Source organism: Flavobacterium sp. Root901 (assembly GCF_001429765.1).
Taxonomy (GTDB): Bacteria; Bacteroidota; Bacteroidia; order Flavobacteriales; family Flavobacteriaceae; genus Flavobacterium.
On the sequence record NZ_LMJB01000005.1, the window covers coordinates 818,688 to 844,145 of the forward strand.

The 25,458-nt window shown below is 34.4% G+C and carries 28 protein-coding genes; 10 read left to right on the forward strand and 18 right to left on the reverse strand.

The features are described 5' to 3' along the window. Window positions 1–85: 85 nt before the first annotated feature. A complete protein-coding gene (locus ASE21_RS07260; protein WP_057121936.1) occupies window positions 86–751 on the reverse strand; it encodes an SCO family protein in 666 nt (221 codons plus the stop codon). Window positions 752–1,019: 268 nt separating this feature from the next. On the opposite strand from ASE21_RS07260, the gene ASE21_RS07265 reads away from it, so the two are divergent. Further along, window positions 1,020–3,077 carry a M13 family metallopeptidase gene (locus ASE21_RS07265; protein ID WP_057121937.1) on the forward strand — a complete coding sequence of 686 codons (2,058 nt, stop codon included), beginning with the start codon at window positions 1,020–1,022 and terminating at the stop codon, window positions 3,075–3,077. 47 nt (window positions 3,078–3,124) lie between these two features. Here ASE21_RS07265 and ASE21_RS07270 read toward each other — a convergent pair whose 3' ends face one another. The 14 genes from ASE21_RS07270 to hemA form a co-directional block, all read right to left on the reverse strand. Beyond that, the gene (locus ASE21_RS07270; RefSeq protein WP_057121938.1) at window positions 3,125–3,574 is read right to left on the reverse strand and encodes a GyrI-like domain-containing protein; all 450 of its coding nucleotides are present in this window, start codon (window positions 3,572–3,574) and stop codon (window positions 3,125–3,127) included. A gap of 73 nt (window positions 3,575–3,647) precedes the next feature. Beyond that, on the reverse strand, window positions 3,648–4,049 hold the full coding sequence (locus ASE21_RS07275; RefSeq protein WP_057121939.1) for a c-type cytochrome: 402 nt from the start codon (window positions 4,047–4,049) through the stop codon (window positions 3,648–3,650). A 1-nt stretch (window position 4,050) separates the two neighbouring features. Continuing rightward, window positions 4,051–5,046, reverse strand: coding sequence for a porphobilinogen synthase (hemB, locus tag ASE21_RS07280; protein ID WP_057121940.1), 996 nt, complete (start codon window positions 5,044–5,046; stop codon window positions 4,051–4,053). 88 nt (window positions 5,047–5,134) lie between these two features. Next, on the reverse strand, window positions 5,135–6,022 hold the full coding sequence (locus tag ASE21_RS07285; protein WP_057122358.1) for a fructose bisphosphate aldolase: 888 nt from the start codon (window positions 6,020–6,022) through the stop codon (window positions 5,135–5,137). Window positions 6,023–6,113: 91 nt separating this feature from the next. Continuing rightward, the gene (locus ASE21_RS07290; protein ID WP_057121941.1) at window positions 6,114–7,052 is read right to left on the reverse strand and encodes a DUF4421 family protein; all 939 of its coding nucleotides are present in this window, start codon (window positions 7,050–7,052) and stop codon (window positions 6,114–6,116) included. Continuing rightward, window positions 7,043–7,945: an oxygen-dependent coproporphyrinogen oxidase gene (gene hemF, locus ASE21_RS07295; RefSeq protein ID WP_057121942.1), complete on the reverse strand. Its 903-nt coding sequence runs from the start codon at window positions 7,943–7,945 to the stop codon at window positions 7,043–7,045. The genes ASE21_RS07290 and hemF overlap by 10 nt, the downstream gene beginning before the upstream one ends. A 360-nt stretch (window positions 7,946–8,305) precedes the next feature. Beyond that, the gene (locus tag ASE21_RS07305; protein WP_057121944.1) at window positions 8,306–8,851 is read right to left on the reverse strand and encodes a GNAT family N-acetyltransferase; all 546 of its coding nucleotides are present in this window, start codon (window positions 8,849–8,851) and stop codon (window positions 8,306–8,308) included. Window position 8,852: 1 nt separating this feature from the next. Then, complete coding sequence (locus ASE21_RS07310; protein ID WP_057121945.1) at window positions 8,853–9,230, reverse strand: hypothetical protein; 378 nt, start codon at window positions 9,228–9,230, stop codon at window positions 8,853–8,855. A gap of 11 nt (window positions 9,231–9,241) precedes the next feature. After that, window positions 9,242–9,667 carry a hypothetical protein gene (locus ASE21_RS07315; protein WP_128414668.1) on the reverse strand — a complete coding sequence of 142 codons (426 nt, stop codon included), beginning with the start codon at window positions 9,665–9,667 and terminating at the stop codon, window positions 9,242–9,244. Window positions 9,668–9,673: 6 nt separating this feature from the next. After that, window positions 9,674–10,702, reverse strand: a complete 1,029-nt coding sequence (gene hemE / locus ASE21_RS07320; protein WP_057121947.1) for a uroporphyrinogen decarboxylase — start codon at window positions 10,700–10,702, stop codon at window positions 9,674–9,676. Between the two features lie 104 nt (window positions 10,703–10,806). Beyond that, window positions 10,807–11,472, reverse strand: coding sequence for a uroporphyrinogen-III synthase (locus tag ASE21_RS07325; RefSeq protein WP_057121948.1), 666 nt, complete (start codon window positions 11,470–11,472; stop codon window positions 10,807–10,809). After that, window positions 11,472–12,395, reverse strand: coding sequence for a hydroxymethylbilane synthase (gene hemC / locus ASE21_RS07330; RefSeq protein ID WP_057121949.1), 924 nt, complete (start codon window positions 12,393–12,395; stop codon window positions 11,472–11,474). Before hemC ends, ASE21_RS07325 begins: the two co-directional genes overlap by 1 nt. Window positions 12,396–12,542: 147 nt before the next feature. Next, the gene (locus ASE21_RS07335) at window positions 12,543–12,947 is read right to left on the reverse strand and encodes a GxxExxY protein (protein WP_057121950.1); all 405 of its coding nucleotides are present in this window, start codon (window positions 12,945–12,947) and stop codon (window positions 12,543–12,545) included. A 164-nt stretch (window positions 12,948–13,111) separates the two neighbouring features. Then, complete coding sequence (hemA, locus tag ASE21_RS07340) at window positions 13,112–14,362, reverse strand: glutamyl-tRNA reductase (protein ID WP_057121951.1); 1,251 nt, start codon at window positions 14,360–14,362, stop codon at window positions 13,112–13,114. Between the two features lie 227 nt (window positions 14,363–14,589). Between hemA and ASE21_RS07345 the strand changes: the two genes are divergently transcribed. From ASE21_RS07345 to ASE21_RS07375, 7 genes are all read left to right on the forward strand, one after another. Continuing rightward, on the forward strand, window positions 14,590–15,462 hold the full coding sequence (locus ASE21_RS07345) for an AraC family transcriptional regulator (RefSeq protein ID WP_057121952.1): 873 nt from the start codon (window positions 14,590–14,592) through the stop codon (window positions 15,460–15,462). Window positions 15,463–15,660: 198 nt separating this feature from the next. Further along, complete coding sequence (gene hemH, locus ASE21_RS07350) at window positions 15,661–16,674, forward strand: ferrochelatase (RefSeq protein ID WP_057121953.1); 1,014 nt, start codon at window positions 15,661–15,663, stop codon at window positions 16,672–16,674. A gap of 118 nt (window positions 16,675–16,792) precedes the next feature. Then, window positions 16,793–17,341, forward strand: coding sequence for a CopD family protein (locus ASE21_RS07355; protein WP_057121954.1), 549 nt, complete (start codon window positions 16,793–16,795; stop codon window positions 17,339–17,341). A gap of 235 nt (window positions 17,342–17,576) precedes the next feature. Next, window positions 17,577–18,992 carry an ATP-binding protein gene (locus tag ASE21_RS07360; RefSeq protein ID WP_057121955.1) on the forward strand — a complete coding sequence of 472 codons (1,416 nt, stop codon included), beginning with the start codon at window positions 17,577–17,579 and terminating at the stop codon, window positions 18,990–18,992. A gap of 10 nt (window positions 18,993–19,002) precedes the next feature. Then, window positions 19,003–19,785: an enoyl-CoA hydratase/isomerase family protein gene (locus ASE21_RS07365; protein ID WP_057121956.1), complete on the forward strand. Its 783-nt coding sequence runs from the start codon at window positions 19,003–19,005 to the stop codon at window positions 19,783–19,785. A 100-nt stretch (window positions 19,786–19,885) separates the two neighbouring features. After that, on the forward strand, window positions 19,886–20,284 hold the full coding sequence (locus ASE21_RS07370; protein ID WP_057121957.1) for a hypothetical protein: 399 nt from the start codon (window positions 19,886–19,888) through the stop codon (window positions 20,282–20,284). Between the two features lie 82 nt (window positions 20,285–20,366). Further along, window positions 20,367–20,828: a hypothetical protein gene (locus ASE21_RS07375; RefSeq protein ID WP_057121958.1), complete on the forward strand. Its 462-nt coding sequence runs from the start codon at window positions 20,367–20,369 to the stop codon at window positions 20,826–20,828. An 11-nt stretch (window positions 20,829–20,839) separates the two neighbouring features. Here ASE21_RS07375 and ASE21_RS07380 read toward each other — a convergent pair whose 3' ends face one another. The 3 genes from ASE21_RS07380 to ASE21_RS07390 form a co-directional block, all read right to left on the reverse strand. Continuing rightward, window positions 20,840–21,493: a metal-dependent transcriptional regulator gene (locus ASE21_RS07380; RefSeq protein WP_057121959.1), complete on the reverse strand. Its 654-nt coding sequence runs from the start codon at window positions 21,491–21,493 to the stop codon at window positions 20,840–20,842. A gap of 94 nt (window positions 21,494–21,587) precedes the next feature. Further along, window positions 21,588–23,456, reverse strand: coding sequence for an Nramp family divalent metal transporter (locus ASE21_RS07385; RefSeq protein WP_057121960.1), 1,869 nt, complete (start codon window positions 23,454–23,456; stop codon window positions 21,588–21,590). Between the two features lie 74 nt (window positions 23,457–23,530). Further along, entirely contained in the window at window positions 23,531–23,923 is a 393-nt protein-coding gene (locus ASE21_RS07390; protein WP_057121961.1) for a Fur family transcriptional regulator, read from the reverse strand. A 94-nt stretch (window positions 23,924–24,017) separates the two neighbouring features. Here ASE21_RS07390 and ASE21_RS07395 point away from each other — a divergent pair, with 94 nt between their 5' ends. Next, window positions 24,018–24,371, forward strand: coding sequence for a MerC domain-containing protein (locus tag ASE21_RS07395; protein ID WP_057121962.1), 354 nt, complete (start codon window positions 24,018–24,020; stop codon window positions 24,369–24,371). Between the two features lie 11 nt (window positions 24,372–24,382). Then, window positions 24,383–25,291, forward strand: a complete 909-nt coding sequence (locus tag ASE21_RS07400; RefSeq protein ID WP_057121963.1) for an NAD(P)/FAD-dependent oxidoreductase — start codon at window positions 24,383–24,385, stop codon at window positions 25,289–25,291. Window positions 25,292–25,458 lie beyond the last annotated feature (167 nt).

Consider the following 25,458-nt stretch of genomic DNA (forward strand, 5'->3'; position numbering starts at 1 on the left):
TTTAGATTGCAAAAATAGGCAATTATTCTATATATAAAATCATTTAACACATATACAAATGCTAAATGTTTCTAAAAAAGACTTTTTATTCTTTACAAAGAAAATCAATGTCTTCCAGAAGGCGTTTGATTTCCTCTTTATTTGTTCCGTCATAAAAACCGCGAACACGGCGTTTTTGATCTACCAAAACAAAATTTTCCGTATGAACCATATCATACAGCTGATCCGGGCGGCCAAGTTTTACAGCTAGGTACGATTTTCTGGCCATAGTATAAATCTCTTTTTTATCTCCGGTAACCAGATTCCATTTGCTGTCAACAACTCCGTATTTTACGGCATACGCTTTTAAAACAGAAACACTGTCAACTTCTGGAAAAACAGTATGGGAAAGCAGCATAACTTTTGGATTATTTAAAACAGCCTTTTGAACATCAACAAGATTCGTCGACATTTTTGGACAAATTGAGCCACAGGTTGTAAAAAAGAAATCGGCAACATAAATTTTTCCTTCGTAATTTTTTTGGGTAATGGTATCGCCATTTTGGTTTATAAACGAAAAATCGGCAATAGTATGGTATTTACTTTTGTATTGAATCGTACTGTCTACCAATTCAGGATTTACATCAGCAGGATTGTAAATTGGCAGTGTTTTTTGCGGCTTTAAAGCAGAATAAAATAAAGATATAGTAACTACAGAAAAAACAATTAATACAAGGAAGAATTTGCGGTATTTATAAAGAAACGATTTCATAAAAATAATTTGGCGCAAAAGTACAAAAAGAGCATTTTAAATGTCACAATTATAACGCTTTTTAACAACGCAGGTTTTTTGATAATCAGCAGGCTGCACGGATGAACAGGTTTTTATTTGAGCTTTTTTAAATAAATTTTGCGATTTTGTCCCTTTGCAGCATAAAAATAATTCAAAGAAATAATCCTTACATATTATTGGAAAAATTTTAACATAGAGTTACAAATTTTAACGATATGTTTGTATACACACTCGAAACCTATTAAAAATGAAAAAACAACTAAGTAAACCTTTGTTTTGTGCTTTTTCTGTAATGCTGTCATTTACAGCAGTTGATGCGCAAAATACTCCAAAAGAGCCTGGTATTAATGTATCGTACATGAATACTAAAATTAGTCCAAGCCAGGATTTTTTCCAATATGTAAACGGAACATGGCTGAATGAAACAGAGATTCCAAGTGACCGTACAACTTGGGGAAGTTTTAATGAACTAATCAAAAAAACAGACAAAGATGTAACGTCTATTTTAAAAGATGCATCAAAAAATCCACAGTACAAATCAAATACAGATCAGGGAAAAGCTGTTAACTTGTTCCTTACTGTTTTAGATACTGTTGGAAGAAACAAAGCAGGAATTTCTCCTTTAAAACCGTATTTAAAAAAGATTGACGCCATTAAAAATGTTGCAGATCTTCAAAAATATCTGGTAGAAATGGAACCGGAAGGCGGTTCTGGCTTTTTCGGAATTTATATTGGAGCCGATGATAAAAACAGTTCTAAAAATTCTGTGAGTCTGGCCGTAAGCCAGTTAGGATTGCCAGACAAAGACTATTATATATCTGAAGATAAAGATTCTAAAGAAAAACGTGCAAAATATGAATTGCATGTTGCAAGAATGCTTGAGTTTATTGGAGAATCTCCGGCAAAGGCAAAACAAAGCGCAGCAGAGATTTTAGCTTTTGAGACAGAATTATCTAAACCAAGATTTAATCGCGTTGAAAGCAGAGACAGCCGTTTGCAATATAACCCAATGACAGTTACTGAACTTCAAAAGTTAACTCCTGCTATTAATTGGGACAGTTATTTTACCGGAATTGGTCTGGCAAAATTAGATACGGTTATTGTTACTGAGCCAAAATACATGACAGCTTTGCAAACTGTATTTTCTGAAAATAAAGTAGCGGTTTGGAAAGAATATTTGAAATGGGATTTATTAAATACAGCCTCTTCAAAACTAACAACTGATATTGAAACAGCCAGTTTTGATTTTTACAGCAAAACTTTAAGAGGCGCAATTAAACAATTACCTCGTGAAGAAAAAGCTTTGCAGGTTGTAAACAGAGGTATTGGTGAAGCTCTTGGAAAATTATATGTAGAAAAAGTATTTCCTGCTGAAGCAAAAACCAAAGCGCTGGACATGATTCATAATGTTATTACGGCGTATCAAAACCGTATTAATAATTTAACATGGATGTCTAAAGACACAAAAGCAAAAGCAATCGAAAAACTGAATAAGATAACTATTAAAGTGGGTTATCCTGATAAATGGAAAGATTATTCGGCACTTGAAATTAAAAGCATTGCAGACGGCGGAAGTTATTTTGAAAATTCAAAAAATTTATCAAAATGGAGGTTTAAGAAAAATATTGAAAAACTGAAAAAGCCGGTTGATAAAACAGAGTGGGGAATGTCGCCGCAAACTGTAAATGCGTATTACAACCCGTCGTATAATGAAATCGTATTTCCGGCAGCAATTTTACAGCCGCCATTCTACAATTATCAGGCAGATGAAGCTGTAAATTATGGTGGAATCGGAGCGGTAATTGGTCATGAAATTTCACATGGTTTTGATGATTCCGGAGCAAGATACAATGCAGAAGGAAATCTGGTTGACTGGTGGACACCGCAGGATTTGGAGCAGTTCACAAAATTAGGTTCTGAATTGGCAGATCAGTACAGCGCACTGGAGCCATTACCAGGAATTCATGTTGACGGGAAATTTACTTTAGGAGAAAACATTGGAGATTTAGGCGGAATTAACGCTGCTTATGATGGTTTGCAATTATATTTAAAAGCGCACGGAAATCCGGGATTAATCGACGGATTTACTCCGGAACAGCGTTTCTTTATTTCCTGGGCAACGGTATGGAGAACTAAAAGCAGAGATGAAGCGATTAAAAATCAGGTAAAAACAGATCCGCATTCGCCGGGAATGTACAGAGCTTATGTTCCAATTCAAAATGTGGATGCTTTTTATGAAGCTTTCAAAATTAAAGATGGAGACAAAATGTTTGTAAGTCCGGAAAAACGAGTTAAAATCTGGTAAAACTATAAATAGAAACGGCGCTGATTTCAGCGCCGTTTTTTTATATCTTATTGAATAGAAATGAATATGTCTACTTCTGCATTTTTCTGATCCTGAGCTTTTTCTCCATAAACTTCAAAATCATAAGTGAAGCTTCGGTTTAAATCTGAATTCCAAATTTTCAGCCATTCCTTATAAACAACTCCATCTGAAAGGTCACCTTTTGCAGTAAATTTTTCATATTGATCACCTTCAATTGTTATGCCTGTAAAGCCTTCCGGAATCAAATCTAAATTTTCTGCTACACAGCCCAAAATAGTAGTATACGGTTTAGTATGATCTTTTTCGTAATCGGTATAAACGCAGATTATATCGTTACTTAATTTGTTTTCAATCTTTTCTGCGATTCCTTCTGCGAAAAATTTGTTCCAGAGCGCAGGAATATCCTGTCCCGATTGTCCATTTTCGTTAGTAGTTCTAACTGAGATTCCAATAATGCTAAACTTTTGAATGTTCATTTTTACTTAAAATTTTAAATTTAAGTCCAAATTTAGAATCAGGTAGTGACAAAGGTATGTCAGCAGTAAAATATTACTTGCTTAAATGACTGTAAATGTAAGTTTCAATTGCTTTTAATTCTTCATCAGACATTGCTTTGGTTATCCCAAAATTAGTCTGCATTACTGAAAACTGACTTGGGTCTACAATTGGATCCGCATTTCCTTTTAAGAAAGTGGGAATGTCTCCTTTTTTGTCTTTATAGATTTGGGCAATTTCCTTAATACTCGGCCCTATAATTTTTTGATCAGGCTGATGGCATGAAGTACAATTTCCTCTTCCTTCAAAAATTTCTTTTCCTAAAGCTTCAGGTGTTGCAGCTTTCGCCGATTCTCCTTCTGAATACGATTCTGTAGTTGGATTTGTGTTTTCTGAAACTTCTTTTTTACATGATGCAAATGCTAAAACAGCAAATAGGAATATTACCTTTTTCATATTATTTATTTAAAAGTATTGCTGCTTCTTTAGCAAAATAAGTAGAAATCAAACTTGCACCTGCACGCTTAATACACATTAATTGTTCCATCATGATTTTGTCATTGTCCAGCCAGCCTCTTTCTGCAGCGGCTTTAATCATTGCGTATTCTCCAGAAACATGATAAACCGTTACCGGAACATTAACCGCATTTTTTACTTCGCGAACAATATCCAAATATGCAATTCCCGGTTTTACCATAACCATATCGGCTCCTTCCTCGACATCGTGCAAGGCTTCTTTTATTGCTTCAATGCGATTGGCGTAATCCATTTGGTATGTTTTTTTGTCTTTTGGAACAAGAACATCAGCTTCTCTTGGAGCAGAATCTAAAGCATCCCTGAACGGGCCATAAAATGCAGATGCATATTTTGCAGAATAACTCATAATTCCAACATTTTGAAATCCGGCAGCATCCAAACCTTCGCGAAGGCGTAAAACTCTGCCATCCATCATATCGCTTGGAGCAACAAAATCGGCTCCGGCCTGTGCGTGCGAAACGGCCATTTTTACTAAAGCTTCAACTGTGCTGTCATTTTCGACATCACCGTTTGCGATAATTCCGTCGTGGCCATAAACAGAATATGGGTCTAAAGCTACATCCGGCATCACTATCATTTCCGGGCAGGCAGTTTTAATAGCACGAATAGCCTGCTGCATTAATCCATCTTTGTTCCATGCTTCTTTTCCGGTATTGTCTTTTAGGTTTTCGCTGACTTTTACATAAATATTTACGGCACGAATTCCTAAAGCAAAAAGTTCTTTTACTTCTTCAACCGTTAAATCTATTGATCTGCGAAAGATTCCGGGCATAGAAGGAATTTCAGTTTTTACATTTTCGCCTTCAGCAATAAACATCGGAAACATAAAGTCTGACGGACTTAAACTGGTTTCGCGTACTAAAGAACGAACGGATTCATTTACTCTTAATCTTCTGCCTCTGTGTAATGGGAACATAATAATTTTAGATTTTTAGATTTGGAACTGTAGATGTTATCTTCAGTTCCATTTTGTAATTTGTTTTATTTATTTATTTATTTGAAATTTATGTAATCGAAGCGTCATAGATCCCTTTAATTGTTGAGGTCAATTCTTTATTAAACTCCTCATCAGACTGATTGGCAAAAAGCCCTTCAGATAAAGCTCTTGAAAAACTGGCAATCAATCCGTGGTTTTGCGATAGCTTATCATTTGCATCTTCTCTTGAATATCCGCCAGATAATGCCACAACACGCACTACATGCGGATCGTCTATTAGCTCTTTATAAAAATCATTGACAGTTGGAATCGAAAGTTTCAGCATTACTTTTACATCTTTATCCAAAGCATCAAGCTGTTTTTGTATTTCTTCTTTCAGAATCTGTTCCGATTTTTCTTTATCAGAACTGTAAATATCAACTTCAGGTTCGATAATTGGAACAAGTCCTTTTGCAAAGATTTGTTTACCAACTTCAAATTGTTGTTTTACAACATCGCGAATTCCTTGCGGATTGGCTTCTTTAATAACCGAACGCATTTTGGTTCCAAAGATGTTTCGCGCAACGGCTCGATCCAGCAATTCATCTAAATTAGAAATAGGTTTCATTAACTGAACTCCGTTTGAAAGATCTGCAAGCCCTTTATCTACTTTTAAAAACGGAACTATTTTCTTTTTCTCCCATAAATAATCAGCAGTCCATTCTCCGTCAATTTTGCGATCCATTGTGTTTTCAAACAAAATAGCACCTAAGATATATTGACTGTCAAAAGCAAGACTTTTAATAATTCTGGTTCTCATTTCATGTACAAGTGTGTACATTTCTTCGTCATTTGTATAATTGCTTTCTACAACGCCATATAACGATAATGCTTTTGGAGTACTGCCGCCGCTTTGATCTAATGCGGCAATAAATCCTTTTCCGGAATGCATACGATTTAATTGTTCGTTATTCAGATTTGCCATAATAATTAAATTTAGTTGGTGTAAAGTCCCGTTAATTTAAGCATTTTTTTTCGTAATTTATTGTTTATGAAGCCTGGAGTTATTATAGTCCGATTTTATCATTTACTTTATCGTATACTTCTTTGACTTTGGCAGGAGGATCAAACCGATAACCTACAGAAAGTTTTAAAGTGGCGATATTATCGTTTAACCTCGGATCAACCTTTTCATCCTGAGCAAAACTTACAGTATTAAGAGTTGCAAAACCAAAGAAACGATCTTTATTGTAGGCTAGTTTTAAATTAAAATCTGCCTGAAATAATGCTGATGTATCTCCGTCCATATCATTAATTCCGGCACCTAAAGCAATTCCGGTTCCAATTAAGACACGGTCACTGATTACGAAATTATAAAAATATGACGGGGCCAATGTAAAAACATAAAAATCCCCCGGAGACGAATCAGGAGTGTTTAAATCTAGATTGGTATAGTAAAATGAGAAAGTCGGAATAAAACTTCCTGAACTTTTTGTCTGCCATTCATTTTGACTTACTAATGTTTTAAAAGAGAATTTATCATTAAAAATATAAGATGTCGATCCGCCAATTTTTGTTGTACGCATGTTTGGCAATTGGGCCGTTATATTGTCATCACTAATATAAAACCCTTTCTGATTGATAAAAGTAAACGACTGCATCCATTTTTTATAATAAAAACGAGTATTGAAATTAAAATGTTTAGAATGAGAATCGCCTTTATTACTGCTAAGAAATTTTGGGGCAAAACCAATGGTAACATCAATGATTTTATAATTCAGATTAAAACCAATCTGTTCTCTTCGATTTGGAATAAGATTTACAAATATCTTAGGATCCTCATTATCTGAGGCAATTTCAAAACTGTTAGAAGTATCCAGATAATAAACGCTGGCGGTAATTTTATCATTATATGATTTAAAATAAGGATTTTGCAAAGAATCGTTTTGGGCAAAACACCCAAAGCTGCCAGCAAAAAAAGTTATATAAATCAGTTTTAAATCCATTCGCGCGGATTTTCTAATACATTTACTAATTTCTCCTCTTCGCTTCCTTTTTCAGGATGATGATCGTAAACCCATTGAACATGCGGAGGTAAACTCATCAAAATACTTTCGATTCTTCCGTTGGTTTTTAATCCGAATAAAGTTCCTTTGTCATGAACTAAATTGAATTCAACGTAACGGCCACGGCGAATTTCCTGCCAATTTTTTTGTTCTGGAGTATAAGGAAGATTTTTTCTTCTTTCTACAATCGGCACATAGGCTTCCAGGAAACTGTTACCAACTTCGGTTACAAAAGCATACCAGTTTTCCATTGACATTGATTCATTTGCTTTGCAATAATCAAAAAACAAACCGCCAAGTCCGCGGGCTTCATTACGATGCGCATTCCAGAAATAAGAATCGCATTGTTTTTTATATTTTGGATAAAATTCCGGATTGTGTTTATCACAGGCCGTTTTACAGGTTTGGTGAAAGTGAATTCCATCTTCTTCAAACAAATAATAAGGCGTTAAATCCTGTCCGCCGCCAAACCATTGCTGGATAACATTTCCGGACTCATCATACATTTCAAAATAACGCCAATTAGCATGAACTGTAGGAACCATTGGGTTTTTCGGATGAATTACTAAACTTAATCCGCAAGCGAAGAAATCAGCTTCACCAACACCAAACATTTTTTGCATCGTTTCCGGAAGTTGTCCGTGAACGGCTGAAATGTTTACACCGCCTTTTTCAAAAACAGCACCATTTTCAATAACACGTGTTCTTCCGCCGCCGCCTTCCGGGCGTTTCCATAAATCTTCACGGAATTTTGCTGTTCCGTCAACCGCTTCTAATCCGGCTGTGATCTGGTCTTGTAATTGTTGTATGTAGGCGTAAAATTTATCTTTCATTTTTTATTTTCTAAAAAAAATATTCTTCAATAAAAACTGCTATAGTTAGTATAATAAGAGGAATTAGTATTAATTTATAATATAGAATTTTATTTCTGAGGTTTTTTGAATAAACTGAAATAGAAACTAAATATACAATTGTAAGTATAATTATAAATATTGGATAAAAAAAAGTAATAAAACCTGTAGCACAGGCTCTACTTGATGTTTGATTTGCAAGCTCTGAAAAAAAATAAAACTTTACATTATAAATTACAAAGTAATAGTATAATCCAAAAAATGAGATTTTGAATAAGACTTTGATTATTTCCGAAGCATTATAAATAAGTCCAGCCACATTATTGAAAGTTAATTTATCTTTCATGATTGTTTGTATTCTGATTTAAGCAGCCCGAAATAAACTGAGTTTTGCAATTCGCCATCGCCGTTTCTAAACTCGTCCCGTAAAATTCCTTCTTGTTTAAAGTTATGTTTTAATGCAATTCGCTGACTTGCAATATTAATTTCAGATGTACAGATGAAAACCTTGTTTAACCTTAATTCATTAAAACAAAAATCTATCGCGTCTGAAACCATCGCAGATGTAATTCCTTTTCCCTGAAAACCTTCATCAACAAAATAGCCTAATTCACATTTAGAAATTCTGTAGTCAATTGTTTTGACACATAAATAACCAATCAGTTCGTTTGTTTTTATGTTTCTGGCAAAAAAGAAAAAGCCTTCTTTGTTTTTCTCTTTATCAGAATTGAAGGCAATAAAATCTTTTGTTTTCGCTAAAGAATCAGAATTGGTGAGTGTTAAAGGAAAAGTTTTTGCAATATGATTTCTATTCTTATCGATTAATTCATAGAACTCTTCGGGAAGAATATTTTCAATTCGGTCTATTTTCCAATCTGTAAAACTCATTTTATTTGTTTTTAGCAGAAGCGATTTTAGTATTTATTCCAAATGAGAAAACTTTGCTTTCTTGCTGGATATATTGATAAAGAGCTAAAACTTTATTGTGAAAATCATAATCTTCAGCTTTAGAAAATTCCATCAGAAAATCAGCAAATTGTTCTAAATGATCAAAATCAAAATGAAGCCGAACCAATAATGAAATTAATTCTTCATTTGAATAATCCACTAGAGTTTCGATATTTAATCCGAAGTCTTTGAGTTGATTTTCAATATCTTCTTTTTGAATGTTGCTTAAAGACTGAGGTACAAAAACAAGAGTTTGTAACGTCTTGAGGACATTATCAATTCTGATTTTTTCTTCGTCTCTTAAGCCTTTGTTGAGCATTTATAAGTTTATTAAAGATTTACATCATTATAATAAATTAAAAACCACTTATTATTTATTCTTTTAAACTTTCTTTCAACTTCAAATCCACTTTCTGGAATCCAAAATTTTTCTACAATTAATGTATCTGATTTAGTCAAACTATGTTTATAATCTTTCATTTGACTTGTTTCAACAACTAAATTTTTCATCATTTCCCAATTTTTCAATGTCCAATCATGCTTTTTAAAGCCATTAATTGATTTTCCTCCAATTGGAAAATTTACTCTTGCCAATTGAAAAATGGAATCAGTATGAAAACGAATATTGAATTCGTTAAAATTTTCAATTTCATTTGAGGTATTCTTAATCTGATAATTATTGAATTTTTCCTTTTTTCGATTACAACCAATCATAAGGAAATTAATTACAACTACTATTAAAATAAGGTATCTCATAAATTACTATTTCGCATGATATTCCTTAACAGCATCAATAAACGCTTTTGCATGATCTACAGGGATATTTGGTAAAATTCCGTGACCTAAATTTACAATATATTTGTCTTTTCCGAATTCGTCGATCATTTCGTGAACCATTTTTTTGATGGTTGGAATTGGAGAAAGCAATCTTGAAGGATCAAAATTTCCTTGTAAAGTAATATTTCCACCAGATAAATAACGTGCATTTCTTGCAGAACAAGTCCAGTCAACTCCTAAAGCAGAAGCGCGGCTTTTGCCCATATCGCCAAGCGCAAACCAACATCCTTTTCCGAAAACAATAACCGGTGTAATATCTGCTAAAGCATCAACAATCTGGTTGATGTATTTCCATGAAAATTCCTGATAATCAACAGGCGAAAGCATTCCTCCCCACGAATCAAAAATCTGAACGGCATTTACTCCCGATTTTACTTTTTCTTTTAAATATAAAATTGTTGTATCCGTAATTTTTTGCAATAAAGTGTGTGCCGCAGCAGGATTTGAAAAGCAAAAACCTTTTGCAGTATCAAAACTCTTAGAACCTTTACCTTCAACAGCGTAACAGAAAATTGTCCATGGTGAACCTGCGAAACCAATTAATGGCACTTCGTCATTCAGCATTTCCTTAGTTAATTTCACGGCATCAAAAACGTAACCTAATGTTTCATTAACATCCGGAACATAAACTCTGTGAACATCTGCCAAAGAGCGGATTGGATTTGGAATTATAGGACCTAAATTGTCTTTTAATTCTACGTGAATTCCCATCGCGCGAGGAACTACTAAAATATCCGAAAATAAGATCGCCGCATCCGGAGCAATTCTGCGAATAGGCTGTACTGTAATTTCAGCTGCTAATTCCGGAGTTTCGCAGCGTGTAAAAAAGTCATATTTGTCACGTAGTTCTCTAAATTCCGGCAAATATCTTCCGGCCTGGCGCATCATCCATACTGGCGGACGTTGTACTGTTTCTCCTTTTAATGCTTTTAAAAATAGGTCGTTTTTTAACATGTTTCGTGTTGTTTCTCCTGCAAGGTTTTCAAAACCTTGTAGGTATTGTTATTATTTTATTTAGACCTACAAGGTTTTGAAAACCTTGCAGGAATCGGAATCAATTATTTATATTCGTTGATAACATCTTCAATCACATTCTCAACCGTCGCCTGATCTGCGATAATGATGTTTTTTGTAATTTTATGTAAAGCTTCGGCAGTGGTTTCTCCAATACAAAAGCAGTTTTCTTTCTTAATTGTATTCTCTTTCAGATAACTTTCTATTCCAGATGGACTGAAAAATAAAATAGCATCTGCAGGAGTTTTAATTTTATGTGGAGTCAAAGAAGTTTCGTAAGCCTGAATTTCATTAAATTTTATTCCGGCATCTTTTAAAGCATTCGGAAGTGTATCTCTTCTTAAATTTCCACTAAAGAAAGTATAACTTTCCTGATTGTAAATCAAAGTAATAATTTCAGCCAAATCCGAAGCATAACCTGTGTAAGCCACAACATTAAATCCGTTATCTGTCAATAAAGTTTTGGTTTTAAGTCCAACGCAGTATACGTTTTTGCTTTTTAGTTTTTCAACATTTGGATCTTTTAAAACACTTTGAACGGCATTCTGACTTGTAAAAATCAGACTTTCGTTGAGGTCTTTTAATTCGAAAGGTTTGTTTTCGGTTTTAATGAAATCGGCTTCGATTACTTCAATACCGTATTTCATCAGCTCTTGTTTATGAAGAGGGGATAATATTTTAGTAGATACTATTTGAACTGGATTTGCCATTATTTCTTTAAAGATTCTTTAATAGACTGCATCAGTTCAGTTCCGCCATTGTTTAAAATTTCCTGAGCAGCGTGAAAACCTAGTTTCTTCCATTCAGAAATATCAACAGTTTTATTGATTTCCAGTTTTTGTTTTCCGTCAACAGAAAGTAAAACACCTTGAAAATCAAGCGTGTCTTCGTCTTCATTATAATTTACCAAAGCTCCGATTGGCGCCGTACAGCCGCCTTCCAGCGTTCTTAAAAACTGGCGTTCAATATAAGTACAGATCTCAGTTTCAATATGATTCAGTTGCGATAAAGCATCCAACGTAAAATTGTCATTTTCCATTGCCACAACCAGCATTGCTCCTTGTGCCGGTGCCGGAATCATCCAATCCAGATTAATGACATTTTCTGGTTTTAGGTTGATGCGCTCTAAACCAGCCGCCGCAAAAACGGCTCCATCCCAGTTATTGTCCTGCAATTTCTGCATACGTGTATTGACGTTTCCACGTAAGTCAACTACAGTATGATTCGGATATTTATTGAACCATTGTGCCTGACGACGCAGACTTCCGGTTGCAATAGTGCTCGGATTAGAGAAATCAGGATTTCCTTTATGAACTAAAATATCCAGAACATTTGCTCTTTCTAAAACTGCTCCCTGAACAATTCCTTTTGGTAAAGCCGTCGGAACATCTTTCATAGAATGAACAGCAATATCAACATCACCGTTGATCATAGCAATGTCAAGCGTTTTGGTAAAAATGCCGGTAATTCCCAATTCGTAAAGCGGTTTATCCAGAATAATGTCGCCCTGGGATTTTACCGCAACAATCGAAGTTTTATAACCTAAATCATTAAGTTGTTTCTCAACAGTATGTGCCTGCCAAAGTGCTAATTCGCTGTCACGCGTTCCTATCCTGATTGTTTTTTCAGCCATGTTTTTGTTTTTACCATTAAGAAATTAAGATACATTAAGCTTTGTGTTAAAGCTGAGATCATTAAGTTTCAATGCGTTGTACGCTTAATTTTCTTGACAAAGTATGACTTAATTTTCTTAATCTCTTAATGGTTAATTTTTTTATTTTTAATCAATTAATCTTGCAAAGTAATCATTTACAAGCGATTTCATTGATTTTGTTATGTTTGTTGTGTTGAAATTAATTAATAAACCCTGAGGTCTTTGTAATAATTTCATATACGTTAATAATTGAGCTTCGTGAATTGGTAAAAGATTTTCTATCGCTTTTAATTCAACCACAACACAATCGTTTACTAATAAATCGACTCTTAAATCCGATTCAAATTCCAGATCGTAATATTCTATTTTAACAGATAATTGCTGTTTGACGTCATATCCGTTTTGTTCTAATTCATATTTGAGGCACTTTTCATAAATTCTTTCTAAAAGTCCGGGTCCTAAAGTTTTATGTACTTTAATTGCATACCCTGTAATTTCATAAGCCAATTGTGTAACCTCTTTTTTTGTCATAGAAATTATTGTTTTTTCACCATTAAGATATTAAGATTCATTAAGTTTTATGTTTAATTTTTAGTAAAATTAAGATTCAAAACTTTTTAAGTTAAATGTTTTTCACAAAGCTTAATTATCTTGATAAAGCTTGACTTAATTCTCTTAATATCTTAATGGTAAAACTATGATGCTTTTATTTTAAAGACTTTTTCGATCCATTCGATGCTTTCGTCCACCATTGTATCGTCGTCTTTTAAATGATTGGCAAAATGAGTAGTGATTTTCTGAATGATTCTGTTGCTGATGATTTCCGCTTGTTCTTCATTAAAATCTCTGATTTTTTTGCTTTGAAAATCTAATTCTGAATTCTTTATTGCATTCAGTTTTTCTTTTAAAGCATTGATGGTTGGAGCAAATTTGCGTCCTTTCATCCAGATTACAAATTCTTCCTTAATTTCTTCAATGATTGCTTCGGCTGCAGGAATATGCAGTTTTCTGTTTTCTAAAGTTTCATCTGTCAATTGAGACAAATAATCCATGTGAATCAAAGTAACGCCTTCTAATTCCTCTACATTTTCATGCACGTTTTTCGGAATTGATAAATCCAGAATCAATAAAGGTTTTTTAAGATTCAGAATTGCTTTATCAACAGTTGGATTTTGCGCGCCTGTGGCAACAACCACTACATCCGCTTTTTGAAGTTCTAAATGTAATTCAGAATAATCTTTAACAATCAGATTTAGTTTTCCGGCCAGTTTCTCGGCTTTGTCTTTTGTTCTGTTGATTAAAGTAATATGTTCGTTTTTTGTATGCTTTACCAGATTTTCGCAAGTATTTCTTCCGATTTTTCCGGTTCCGAAAAGTAAAATGTTTTTATTGCTGATGTCTTCTACATTTTTAAGAATGTATTGTACCGATGCAAAAGAAACCGAAGTCGCACCAGAACTAATCTCAGTTTCTGTTTTAATTCTTTTGCTCGCCTGAATAACTGCATTAACCAGTCTTTCCATGAAAGCATTGGCCAATCCCATTGATTTTGAGTGCGAAAAACTGGTTTTAATTTGAGATATAATTTCAAAATCGCCCAGAATCTGACTATCCAATCCTGTTCCTACGCGAAATAAATGATTAATAGCTTCCTGATTTTTATAAACGAAACCAACTTTTTGAAAAGCATCAACAGAACCGTTGCTGTTATCACATATTAGTTTTATTAATTGAAAAGGGTGTTCTGCAAAACCGTAAATTTCGGTTCTGTTGCAGGTAGAAGTGACAATTAAACTTTCTATTCCTTCATTTTTAGCCTGTTCCAGTAAACGCGTTTTTGCAACGGCATCCAAACTAAACTGACCTCTGACCTCAGCATCGGCTTTTTTATAACTCAGACCAACTGAGTAAAAGTAAAGATGTTTCGGTACGTTATTGTTTTCCATAAATTCACTTTCATAAAAGTGCAACAAAATTATTACTATAGCATTGATAAAAATAACGCTAAAAGTACTTTTTGTGTCGCTGTATGTTTTTTTGAACCTAAATAGGTGTTTTTGAGTAAAAAAGCCTACTTTTGTAGCAAAATCAACTCATTTGAAGTGATTAGTTTAGAGTGATTCTAAATAACATTGCAACTTTGTTTTGATTTTCGTTTCAAAAAAATATCGCTATGGGTTCTCAGGAAATTATAAAAATTGAAGACGACTTTACGCTGATCCGTTTTCAAAACGACGGTGCCGAACCATTTTATGCACAGCACGAAATAGGTACAGGCCTGATACAGTTTCACTTCGGGATAAAAGGCAATGCAAAATTTTTGTTCAATCAGGGCAATTACGCTTTAGAACTGAAAGAAGAAAAATCGCTGCTTTTGTATAATCCGCAGAAAGAATTACCGCTGAATTTAGAATTGGCTCCAAACTCCTGGGCAATCTCGGTAATTGTCTCTATCAAAAAATTTCACGCATTATTTTCTGCCGAAGCTGATTATATCACTTTTTTAAGTGCAGATAATAAGGACAAGAAATATTATAACGAAGGAAATATCAGTCCGTCAATGGCAATTGTTCTGAGTCAGCTGTTTCATTACAACCTTCATCCATCCATTAAAAATTTATATTATAAAGGAAAAGGATACGAATTATTGAGTTTGTATTTTAACCGAACTGAAGATCCAAACGCAGAACAATGTCCGTTTTTGATTGATGAAGATAATGTTTTGAAAATCAGAAAAGCGAAAGAAATTGTGATTGCCAATATGGCCGAACCGCCGGGATTGCAGGAATTAGCAGATGAAATTGGCCTGAATCTGAAAAAGCTAAAAATGGGTTTCAAACAAATTTACGGCGACACTGTTTACGGTTTCTTGTTCGATTATAAAATGGATTTCGCCCGAAAACTATTGGACAGCGGTTCTTATAATGTAAATGAAGTTGGACTGAAAATTGGCTACAGCACCGGAAGTCACTTCATTGCGGCATTCAAAAAGAAATTCGGGACAACTCCAAAAAAGTACTTAATGTCGATTAATGCGAATGTTTAGTTTTTTTGCCGCTAATTTCACGAATTAACCGGATTTTTAAATCTGCTTAATCTCTGATCTGCGCGAAAATTAAATACATTGATTTTTCACATTCAACAATAAATAAAAAGTAATAAATATGATATTTCGAATAAAGTACACAACTTACTTTTGCCGAAAATTTAAAAACAAATAAAAAGCTTAAAGCAAAAAAACATAATGAAAGGCGTATTATTAGTAAACTTAGGTTCTCCTGAAAGTCCAACTCCAAAAGACGTAAAACCATATTTAGACGAATTTTTAATGGATAAATATGTAATTGACGTTCCATATTTATTAAGAGCATTATTAGTTCGCGGTATTATCCTTAGAAAAAGGCCGGAAGAATCTGCACATGCGTATGCAAAAATCTGGTGGGATGAAGGTTCGCCATTGGTTGTGCTTTCTGAAAGAATGCAGAAAAAAGTACAGCCTTTAGTTAATGTTCCTGTTGCACTTGCAATGCGTTACGGAAGCATGACTATCGAAAAAGGACTTCAGGAATTAAAAGATAAAGGGGTTACAGAAGTTTTGCTTTTCCCTTTATATCCGCAATATGCAATGGCTTCGACTTTGACGATTTTAGTTAAAGCCGAGGAAATCAGAAAAAAGAAATTCCCTGAAATGACTTTTACCGATGTTCCTGCATTTTACAACAAACCGGATTATATCAAAAACCTGGCTGATTCCATCAAAAAACATTTACTTGGATTTGATTATGATCACTTATTGTTTTCGTACCACGGAATTCCGGAACGCCATATCCGCAAAACAGATGTAACCAAATCACATTGTAAAATTGACGGCTCTTGCTGTAACACGCCATCTCCGGCGCACGATTTTTGTTACCGTCACCAATGTTATGAAACCACAAGACAGGTTATAAAACTATTAGATATTCCAGCAGAGAAATACAGTCTGACTTTTCAATCAAGATTAGCAGGAGATAAATGGCTAGAACCTTATACCGATATCGAAATTGATAAAATGCCGGCAAAAGGAATCAAAAAACTGGCGGTTGTAACTCCGGCTTTCGTATCTGATTGTCTGGAAACGCTGGAAGAAATCGCCATGCGCGCCAAAGAAGATTTTGAAGCAAAAGGAGGAGAAGAGTTTTTGGCAATTCCATGTTTGAATGATGACGACGAATGGTGTCAAACGGTTTCTAACTGGATTAACGACTGGGCTAAGTAATATTTTGTTTCAAGTTTCAGGTTTCAAGTTCTTCTCAAAGTTGAGCATAACTTGAAACCTGAAACCTGAAACCTGAAACTTGAAAACCTGAAACTTGAAAACCTGAAACAAATAATAAATGGAATACTACAATTATCTAAAATCTCTGCATTTGATTTTTGTAATCACTTGGTTCGCAGGGTTGTTTTACATTGTGCGTTTGTTTGTGTATCAAATTGAAGCCAGTGAAAAACCTTCGCCGGAAAAAGAAATTCTGCAGGCGCAATACAAAATTATGGCCTACCGTTTGTGGTACATTATTACGTGGCCATCGGCGGTTTTGGCGAGTATTTTTGCTTTTTGGATGCTGTTTTTTACAGAAGCAGGGCATATTTGGATTCAAATGCCATGGATGCACGTAAAATTATGTTTCGTTTTCCTTTTATATTTATATCACGGAAAATGCCATCAGATTTTTAAACAATTGCAAAACGATGAAGTAAAATATACCAACAACTTCATGCGTTTATGGAATGAAGGCGCAACGATTATTCTATTTGCGGTTGTATTTTTAGTAGTTTTAAAAAGCGCCATCAATTGGATTTTTGGTGTAATCGGAATTATTTTATTCTCGGTTTTAATTATGCTGGGATTCCGATTTTACAAACGAATCCGCGAAAAAAAATAAAAAGTTTTTGCCACGAATTTCACGAATTGGCACTAATTTTTTTAGCCACAGATTAAAAGGATTTTAATGATTTTTTAAGCATAATTTGAAAATCATTAAAATCCTTTTAATCTGTGGCAAAACTTTTAATAGAATTCGCGTAAATTCGTGAAATTCGTGGCAACAAAAAAACAAAACTCAGATGCTAAACTTCAAAATGTCAATGCTTTCACTTCGTACCAGGATTTTCCTGTCGATGATTGTATTGATTGTTGTGGCATCTTTTTTATTGGCATCTATTTCTATTATTCAGTTTAAGACTGAGGCAAAAGAATACCATCAGGAGCGACTTGAACGAAAAGAAAATGCGGTAAAAGAACACATTAATTATGTGCTTTCTACAACTACTTATCCGCTGAAAACGCAAAATCTGGATTTGATTTTCAAAGATAAAATCCACGAACTGGCACAGATTCACAAAATAGAAATCAACATTTATAGTCTTGATGGAAAACTGCTCAAATCTTCCAAAGAATCATTTGCAGTTGATAAAATCGCGCCGCCAATTCCGGAATATATTCTGAAATTAGTTCGCTCTTCTATTGAAAAGCGTTTTGTAGACATTAAAACAATCGACGGAGTTAAAAACAGATCGTCATACAGTTTAATAAAAGATGAAAAATTCAAACCACTCGGAATTTTAAATCTTCCTTATTTAGAAGATGACGGTTATTACGATAATGAGTTAAATACTTTCCTGATTCGCTTAAGCCAGGTGTATTCTTTTATGCTGATTGTAGCTTTTGCATTGGCGTATTTCCTTTCGACTTATATCACAAAATCGTTAAAAACGATTTCTGACAGACTGGAAGAAACCAATCTGGATCAAAAAAATGAGAAAATTGTTTTAGAAGCCAATAGCAAAGAAGTCAACTTCCTGATCAAAGCCTACAACGGAATGGTCGATAAACTCGAAACCAGTGCAATAAAACTGGCGCAGAGTGAACGTGAAGAGGCCTGGCGCGAAATGGCAAAACAAGTAGCACACGAAATTAAAAATCCGTTGACACCAATGCGTTTGACGGTTCAGAGTTTTCAGAGAAAATTCGACCCGAATGATCCCGATGTCAAACAAAAGATGAACGATTACTCTGAAACTTTAATTCAGCAGATTGATACTATGACAGCGGTAGCTTCGGCATTTTCGAATTTTGCATCAATGCCGGCCCAGCAAAATGAAACTTTAAATGTGGTTGAGGTTGTAGAACTGGCGCTGGATATTTTTAATGAAGATTATATCGTTTTTGAAAAAGATGAAGACGAAATCATCTCCAAAATGGATCGTACACAATTAATTCGTGTTATTACGAATCTGGTTAAAAACGCAACGCAGGCTATTCCCGAAAGTCAGTTTCAAAAATCGATAGTTGTCACTGTAAAAAGAAGAAACAACAACGTTGAAATTGCTGTAAAAGACAACGGAATCGGAATCCAGAAACAAGATATCGGAAGGATATTCGAACCAAAATTTACTACCAAAACCAGCGGTATGGGACTCGGACTCGGAATTATCAAAAACATTATAGAAAATTACAAAGGAACAATTACCTTTGAATCAACATACGGAAAAGGAACTACATTTAGAGTTTCCTTACCTATTACAAACTCTTAAATTCAGTATCATGAACTACGAAAACATCTTAATTTCTATTGAAGAAAAAGTTGCTACCATAACAATTAACAGACCTACGAAACTGAATGCTTTAAACAAAGCAACAATCAGCGATTTGAGTAATGCAATTAAATTATTAGGTAAAAGTGATGAGGTTCGTGTTATTGTTTTAACCGGAAGCGGAGAAAAAGCTTTTGTAGCCGGAGCCGATATTTCGGAATTTTCAAATTATACTGTTGTTGAAGGCGCACAATTGGCATCTGAAGGACAGGAATCCCTGTTTGATTATATCGAAAATCTCAAAAAACCGGTTATCGCAGCCGTTAACGGATTTGCTCTGGGCGGCGGATTAGAACTGGCAATGGCGTGTCATTTTAGAGTAGCTTCAGACAATGCAAAAATGGGACTTCCGGAAGTAACTTTAGGATTAATTCCGGGTTATGGAGGAACACAGCGTTTACCTCAATTGGTTGGAAAAGGACGTGCGATGGAAATGATCATGACTGCGGCAATGATTTCTGCAGAAGAAGCAAAGCAATACGGTTTAGTAAACCATGTTGTACCACAGGCAGAACTTTTGTCGTTTACAAATGTAATTGCTCAAAAAATCATTAAAAATGCTCCTTTTGCAATTGGTAAAGCCATTAAAGCAATCAACGCAAACTTTACAGACGGGAAAAACGGATTTGACACTGAAATTAAATCTTTCGGAAAATGTTTTGGAACTGAAGATTTTAAAGAAGGAACCACAGCATTTTTAGAAAAACGTAAAGCGGAATTTACAGGAAAATAATCTTCTCAACCGTATCGCGACTACTGTCGTGATACGGAAATAATATACAGAGAGCAAACTTAGAATCTAAGTCTCTCAGAATCTTAGTAACTTAAAAAAAATGTACGAACCAATATTTGCCCTTTTTTGTGAGCGTGTCAAAGAAAGTATTCAGGCGGGAACTTTTGCAAAATTAACTTTGGCCAAAACAATGGGCGATACCGAACTTAAAAATATCTATTTTCGTTTGGTTTTAAATGAAGATAATTCCTTTTCAGTTTCATTGACCTCTCGTTATAAAACAGAAGAGATAGAAAGCATTCATACCTTGGATGAAGCTTTACTGGTTTTGGGATCTTATATTAAAAAACCTTTTTTGACGGCACTATTATTTACTACAGACAACGATGTCAGTTTTAAAGTAAATAAAAAGAATGCCGGAAGTATTATCGAACAACCGCCAACATTTAAAAATGCTTCGCCAGTAATGCTGGAGATGATTGAGAAAAAGATTATTTAGATTGTTAAAATCGGCACTCGTTATCATTTTGTAAGAAAAACACCTTATTTTTGCTGAAATTTTTATATTTAAGATATTTCAGATGAACGTTTATACAGTGACTAACCGATTAAGAGCTTTTGTTTTCTTTTTTTCAATATCATTAATACTGATCTCCGGAAGTTTATTATTAGTTCCGTTTATTACTTTACCAACAGATTCCAAAGTGCTTAAATTGTACAGTTTTTGCTGTTCATCAATTTATTTGAATGCTTTAATCGTTTTGCTTATTCTTACCGTCGTCATTTTTTGCGCAGCGCTGTTAATCGATACTTTTAAAAGAAGAGTAATATTTACAAGCGACGCGATTATTTCAAAAAATATCTTTAGTACCCGGAAATTGAAATTTAATGATATTAAAGGCTATAAAACCAACCATTTTATGCTTTACATCATTACAGATTCTAATGAGAAACGACGAATTGCTGTAAATCTTTTTAGTCTGGATCGGGTTAATAATTTAATGCGCAATCTGGAAATGCGTTTTACAAATCTGGATTTCTAAACGAGATATATTTACAGCAGCTTTACAAACAAATTAGAAGCAATTTTATTTGAAATAGAAAGTTCTCTTTCATCCACTTTAATTTTTACCGATAAATCGAAGGATTCTTTAGATAAAAACTCAATTGTAGATCCCAAAGCGATTCCCTGTTTGTCCAAATATTTAAGGAATTCTGAAGAAGTATCTTTTACACCAACGCAAATTCCGCTTTGACCGTCTGATAATTCAGAAAGAAGCTGTTTTTCTATTTTAATAATTCGGCCGTTAGCATCCGGAATTGGATCGCCGTGCGGATCTTCAGTTGGATTTCCCAGAAAATCATCCAGACGATTAATCAATTGCTCAGATTTGATATGTTCAAGCTGTTCTGCAATATCATGAACTTCATCCCAGCTGAAATTTAATTTCTCCACCAGAAAAACTTCCCATAAACGATGTTTTCTCACAATCATTTTGGCAGCAAGCTTTCCGTTTTCAGTTAACGAAACACCCTGATATTTTTTATAATTAACCAAATCTTTATCTGCCAGCTTTTTAAGCATGTCGGTTACTGAGGAGGCTTTGGTTTCCATTATTTCTGCAATGGCATTTGTACTCACTTCAGTTTCCAAAGCAGCAGTTAAGTGATATATTGATTTTAGATAATTTTCTTCTGAGAAAGTCATTTTTTTGAGGTTCTAAGGTTCTGAGATGCTAAGGTTCTAAGTTTACTTTTAAAGCATTCAAGAAAAATCTTAGAACCTTAGCGAATTAGCACCTTTATTTAACAATCAGCAAAGGTATTGAAATTTTATGTCTCAATTTATCTACTGTTGTGCCAAAAAGAATATCTTTTAGTCCGGTATGGCCGTGAGTTCCCATAACCAGAATATCAAAATTTCCTTCGTTTATAATCTTTGGAATTACTTTGTTTGGTTTTCCAAAACCGAGTTCAGTTTTAATCCTGAAACCCTTTTGTGAAAGCATTTCCTGATATTCTAATAATAATTTTTCATCAATTGTAGTTTCATGATCGTGGGCATGAACACCGTACATTAAAGCGCCCACAGTTTCTACTATATGAATCAGAGTATATTCTGTATCGATTCCGCCCAATTCAAAAGCTCTGTTTAATGCCGTTTCATCTGCACGGGAAAAATCTACCGAAATAGCAATGTTTTTTAAGCTTTGATGCTCTTTTGGAGAAAATTGTAATCTTAAATTATGTGGAGAATGATTGACAATCTTAGATTTGGCTTTTGTAATAAAAGGCTTGAATACAATATAAAGCAGCAAAGCGGCAAAGGCGAAAGCAAGCGGCACAACCGTAAACCATAAAATGATGGGATGACCGGAACTCTCAAGCCACGAAGTAATTTCATCATAAACCAATTTGGCATTTAAAGAAACAATAATAGAAGCAATAATCCAGGAGATAACCTGTGTAGTTCTGGAGATATGAAAACCATTCATTTTTGATTTATCGCTCACAAAGTGAATCAGCGGGATAATGGCAAATCCTAATTGAAGGCTCAAAATGACCTGACTTAAAATCAGAAGTTTTCCCGTTATACCTTCGCCGTAAACCCAAATCACGATTAAGGCAGGAACAATAGCAATTAAACGTGTTATGATTCTGCGAACCCACGGCTGAATGCGTAAATGTAAATAACCTTCCATAACGATTTGTCCGGCAAGTGTTCCCGTTACGGTTGAACTTTGTCCGGCAGCGATTAAAGCAACAGCAAATAGTACTGGCGCCCATTTTGTTCCCAGCAAAGGCTCCAGAAATTGATGCGCATCCTGAATTTCGGCCACTTCAAACATTCCGTTTTTATGAAAAGTCGCTGCAGCTAAAATCAAAATAGCAGCATTAACAAAGAAAGCAAGATTCAGCGCAATTGTAGAATCTATAAAATTGTATTTTAAAGCCTGTTTGATTCCGGCCGGACTTCTGTCGAATTTTCTGGTTTGAACTAAAGAAGAGTGTAAGTAAAGGTTGTGAGGCATTACTGTTGCGCCAATAATTCCGATTGCAATATATAAAGCAGCTGAGTTTGGAATTGAAGGAATAAGTCCGGCTACGATTTTAGAAACTTCTGGTTCTGCAAATATCATTTCGAATATAAAAGAAAAACCAATAATCGCCACCAAGGCAATAATAAAAGCTTCCATTTTACGAATTCCTTTGTTGATTAAGAATAATAAAATGAAAGTATCTAAAACGGTAATCAGAACCCCTTCAAAAAGCGGAATTCCAAAAAGCAGGTTAATCCCGATTGCCATTCCGAGCACTTCGGCCAAATCACAAGCAGCAATGGCAATTTCGGCCAGAAAATATAAAATGTAGTTGATATATTTCGAATAGGTTTCTCTCGAAGCCTGCGCCAGATCCCGCTGCGTTACAATACCAAGCCTTGCGCTTAAACTCTGCAAAAGCAAAGCCATTAAGTTGCTCATTAATAAAACCCAGACTAAAGTGTAGCCAAATTGGCTTCCGCCGGCAATATCTGTCGCCCAGTTTCCAGGGTCCATATATCCAACGCTGACTAAATATGCCGGACCTAAAAAGGCTAATATTTTCCTGAATCCCGTTTTTTTATGCTCTGTAGCAACCGATTGGTTTACTTCTTCTAAAGATTTGGTCATTGTAAAAGTATTGTTTTAACAAATATATAGAAAAATTACATTCGCTGAACAATATTTTTAGGCTAGTCTAAAACTTAAATGTTAGAATTCAAACATTTTGGGCACAAACCTGATAAAGTAAAGTTTATCTCGTTTATCTTATAATTATGAGGCATAATATAACTTGGTTTTACAGTTTCAAGACAAGTGATTTCGTGACAATTTTCACAGCTAAAATGAGCATGATTATGAATGTGCACACGTTGATGTGAATGATTGCATTTTGCATATTTTACAGTACCGTCCAGATTTGAAATTTTATGAATAATATCTTCATTAAGAAGTCGGTCTAAAATTCTGTAAATGGTTACCCGGTCGCAAATATCGTTTAATTGTTTTTGAATTTCAGTATGCGAAAGTGCTGTTTTCGATTTCTCAAAAACCTCTAAAACGGCTGTCTTTGCTGTAGTGTTACGTGTAGTTTTCATTTTATTCTGAATTAAAAAATATAACGCAACAATGTTGCAATTGATTTTTATGTGTATATTTGCAACATAATTGCATTAAACAAATGTATAACAAATGAAGAGAATTACCTCATCCTTTTATGATATTTTAGGAATTTCAAGCGCAGCCATTTGTCTGGTTCATTGTTTGATTTTTCCACTTTTAACCATTCTTCCTTTAGGCATAAGCCACAATCCTTTTATCGATTTATTATTTGCTTCGACAGGCTTATTTGCAATTCTCAAAATTACGAAAAAATCAAGTCTTTTGGTTTCGTCGATTTTGATTGTTTCCATGAGTCTAATCTGGATCAGTATTTTAACTGATATTTTTCTGGAGATTCATTTAGATCTGATTTATTTTGGTGGAATCGGAATGATTATCGGGCATTTGATTAATTACTATTTGCACAGAAAGCAAAATCATTAAAACTATTAATTATGAAACAAAATAATTTTGATGTAATCATCATTGGCGGAAGCTACAGCGGATTATCCGCAGCGATGAGTTTAGGACGAGCCCTGCGTCAGGTTTTGATTATAGACAGCGGTGTACCTTGTAACAGGCAGACTCCTCATTCTCATAATTTTATTACACAGGATGGTGAAAAGCCTGCTGTTATTTCGGCGAAAGCCAAATTGCAGGTTGATCTTTATAAAACCGTTCATTTTTATAACGGCCTTGCCATAAAAGCTGTTAAGAAAGAATCCGGATTTGAAATTTCTACAGAATCCGGTGAAATCTTTACTGCAAGAAAACTATTGTTTGCCAGCGGTGTTAAAGATGTATTTCCGAAAATAAAAGGTTTTGCAGAATGCTGGGGAATTTCAGTTTTGCATTGCCCATACTGTCATGGTTATGAAGTTAAAAATGAAAAAACAGCCATTATTGCCAATGGAGAAATGGCATTTGAGTTTGCAAAACTGATTTCAAACTGGACAAAAGACTTGAGATTATGTACCAATGGAAAATCAACCCTGACTGCACTGGAAACAGAAATACTTGAAAAACATAATGTGCAAATTTTTGAAGAAGAAATCGATTCCTTTGAACATGCAGATGGATATATCAAAAACATCATCTTCAAAAATCAGGAAAAAGTGGAGGTGAAAGCCATTTATGCCAGAGTCCCTTTTGAACAACATTGTTCTCTCCCAGCAGGTTTGGGCTGTGAGATCAATGAGCAGGGCTTATTAAAAACAGATGCTATGCAAAAAACAAATATAACCGGAGTTTACGCAAGCGGAGACTGTACGAAACAAATGCGATCTGTAGCAATTGCCGTTTCAACCGGATCTTTTGCGGGAGCTGTAATAAATAAGGAACTTATCGATGAGGATTTTTTTTAAAGTTGCTAAGATGCTGAGATTCTATGTGAATTCAATCGATATCCCTATTTTCATCAGGCTAAAGCTGGACGCTATTTAATTTTTTATATCAAAAATAGAAATATAACATATTGATGCGGCTAGAGTTATAAATTTCTAAAATTAAATTAATTATTTGTCAAATTTAA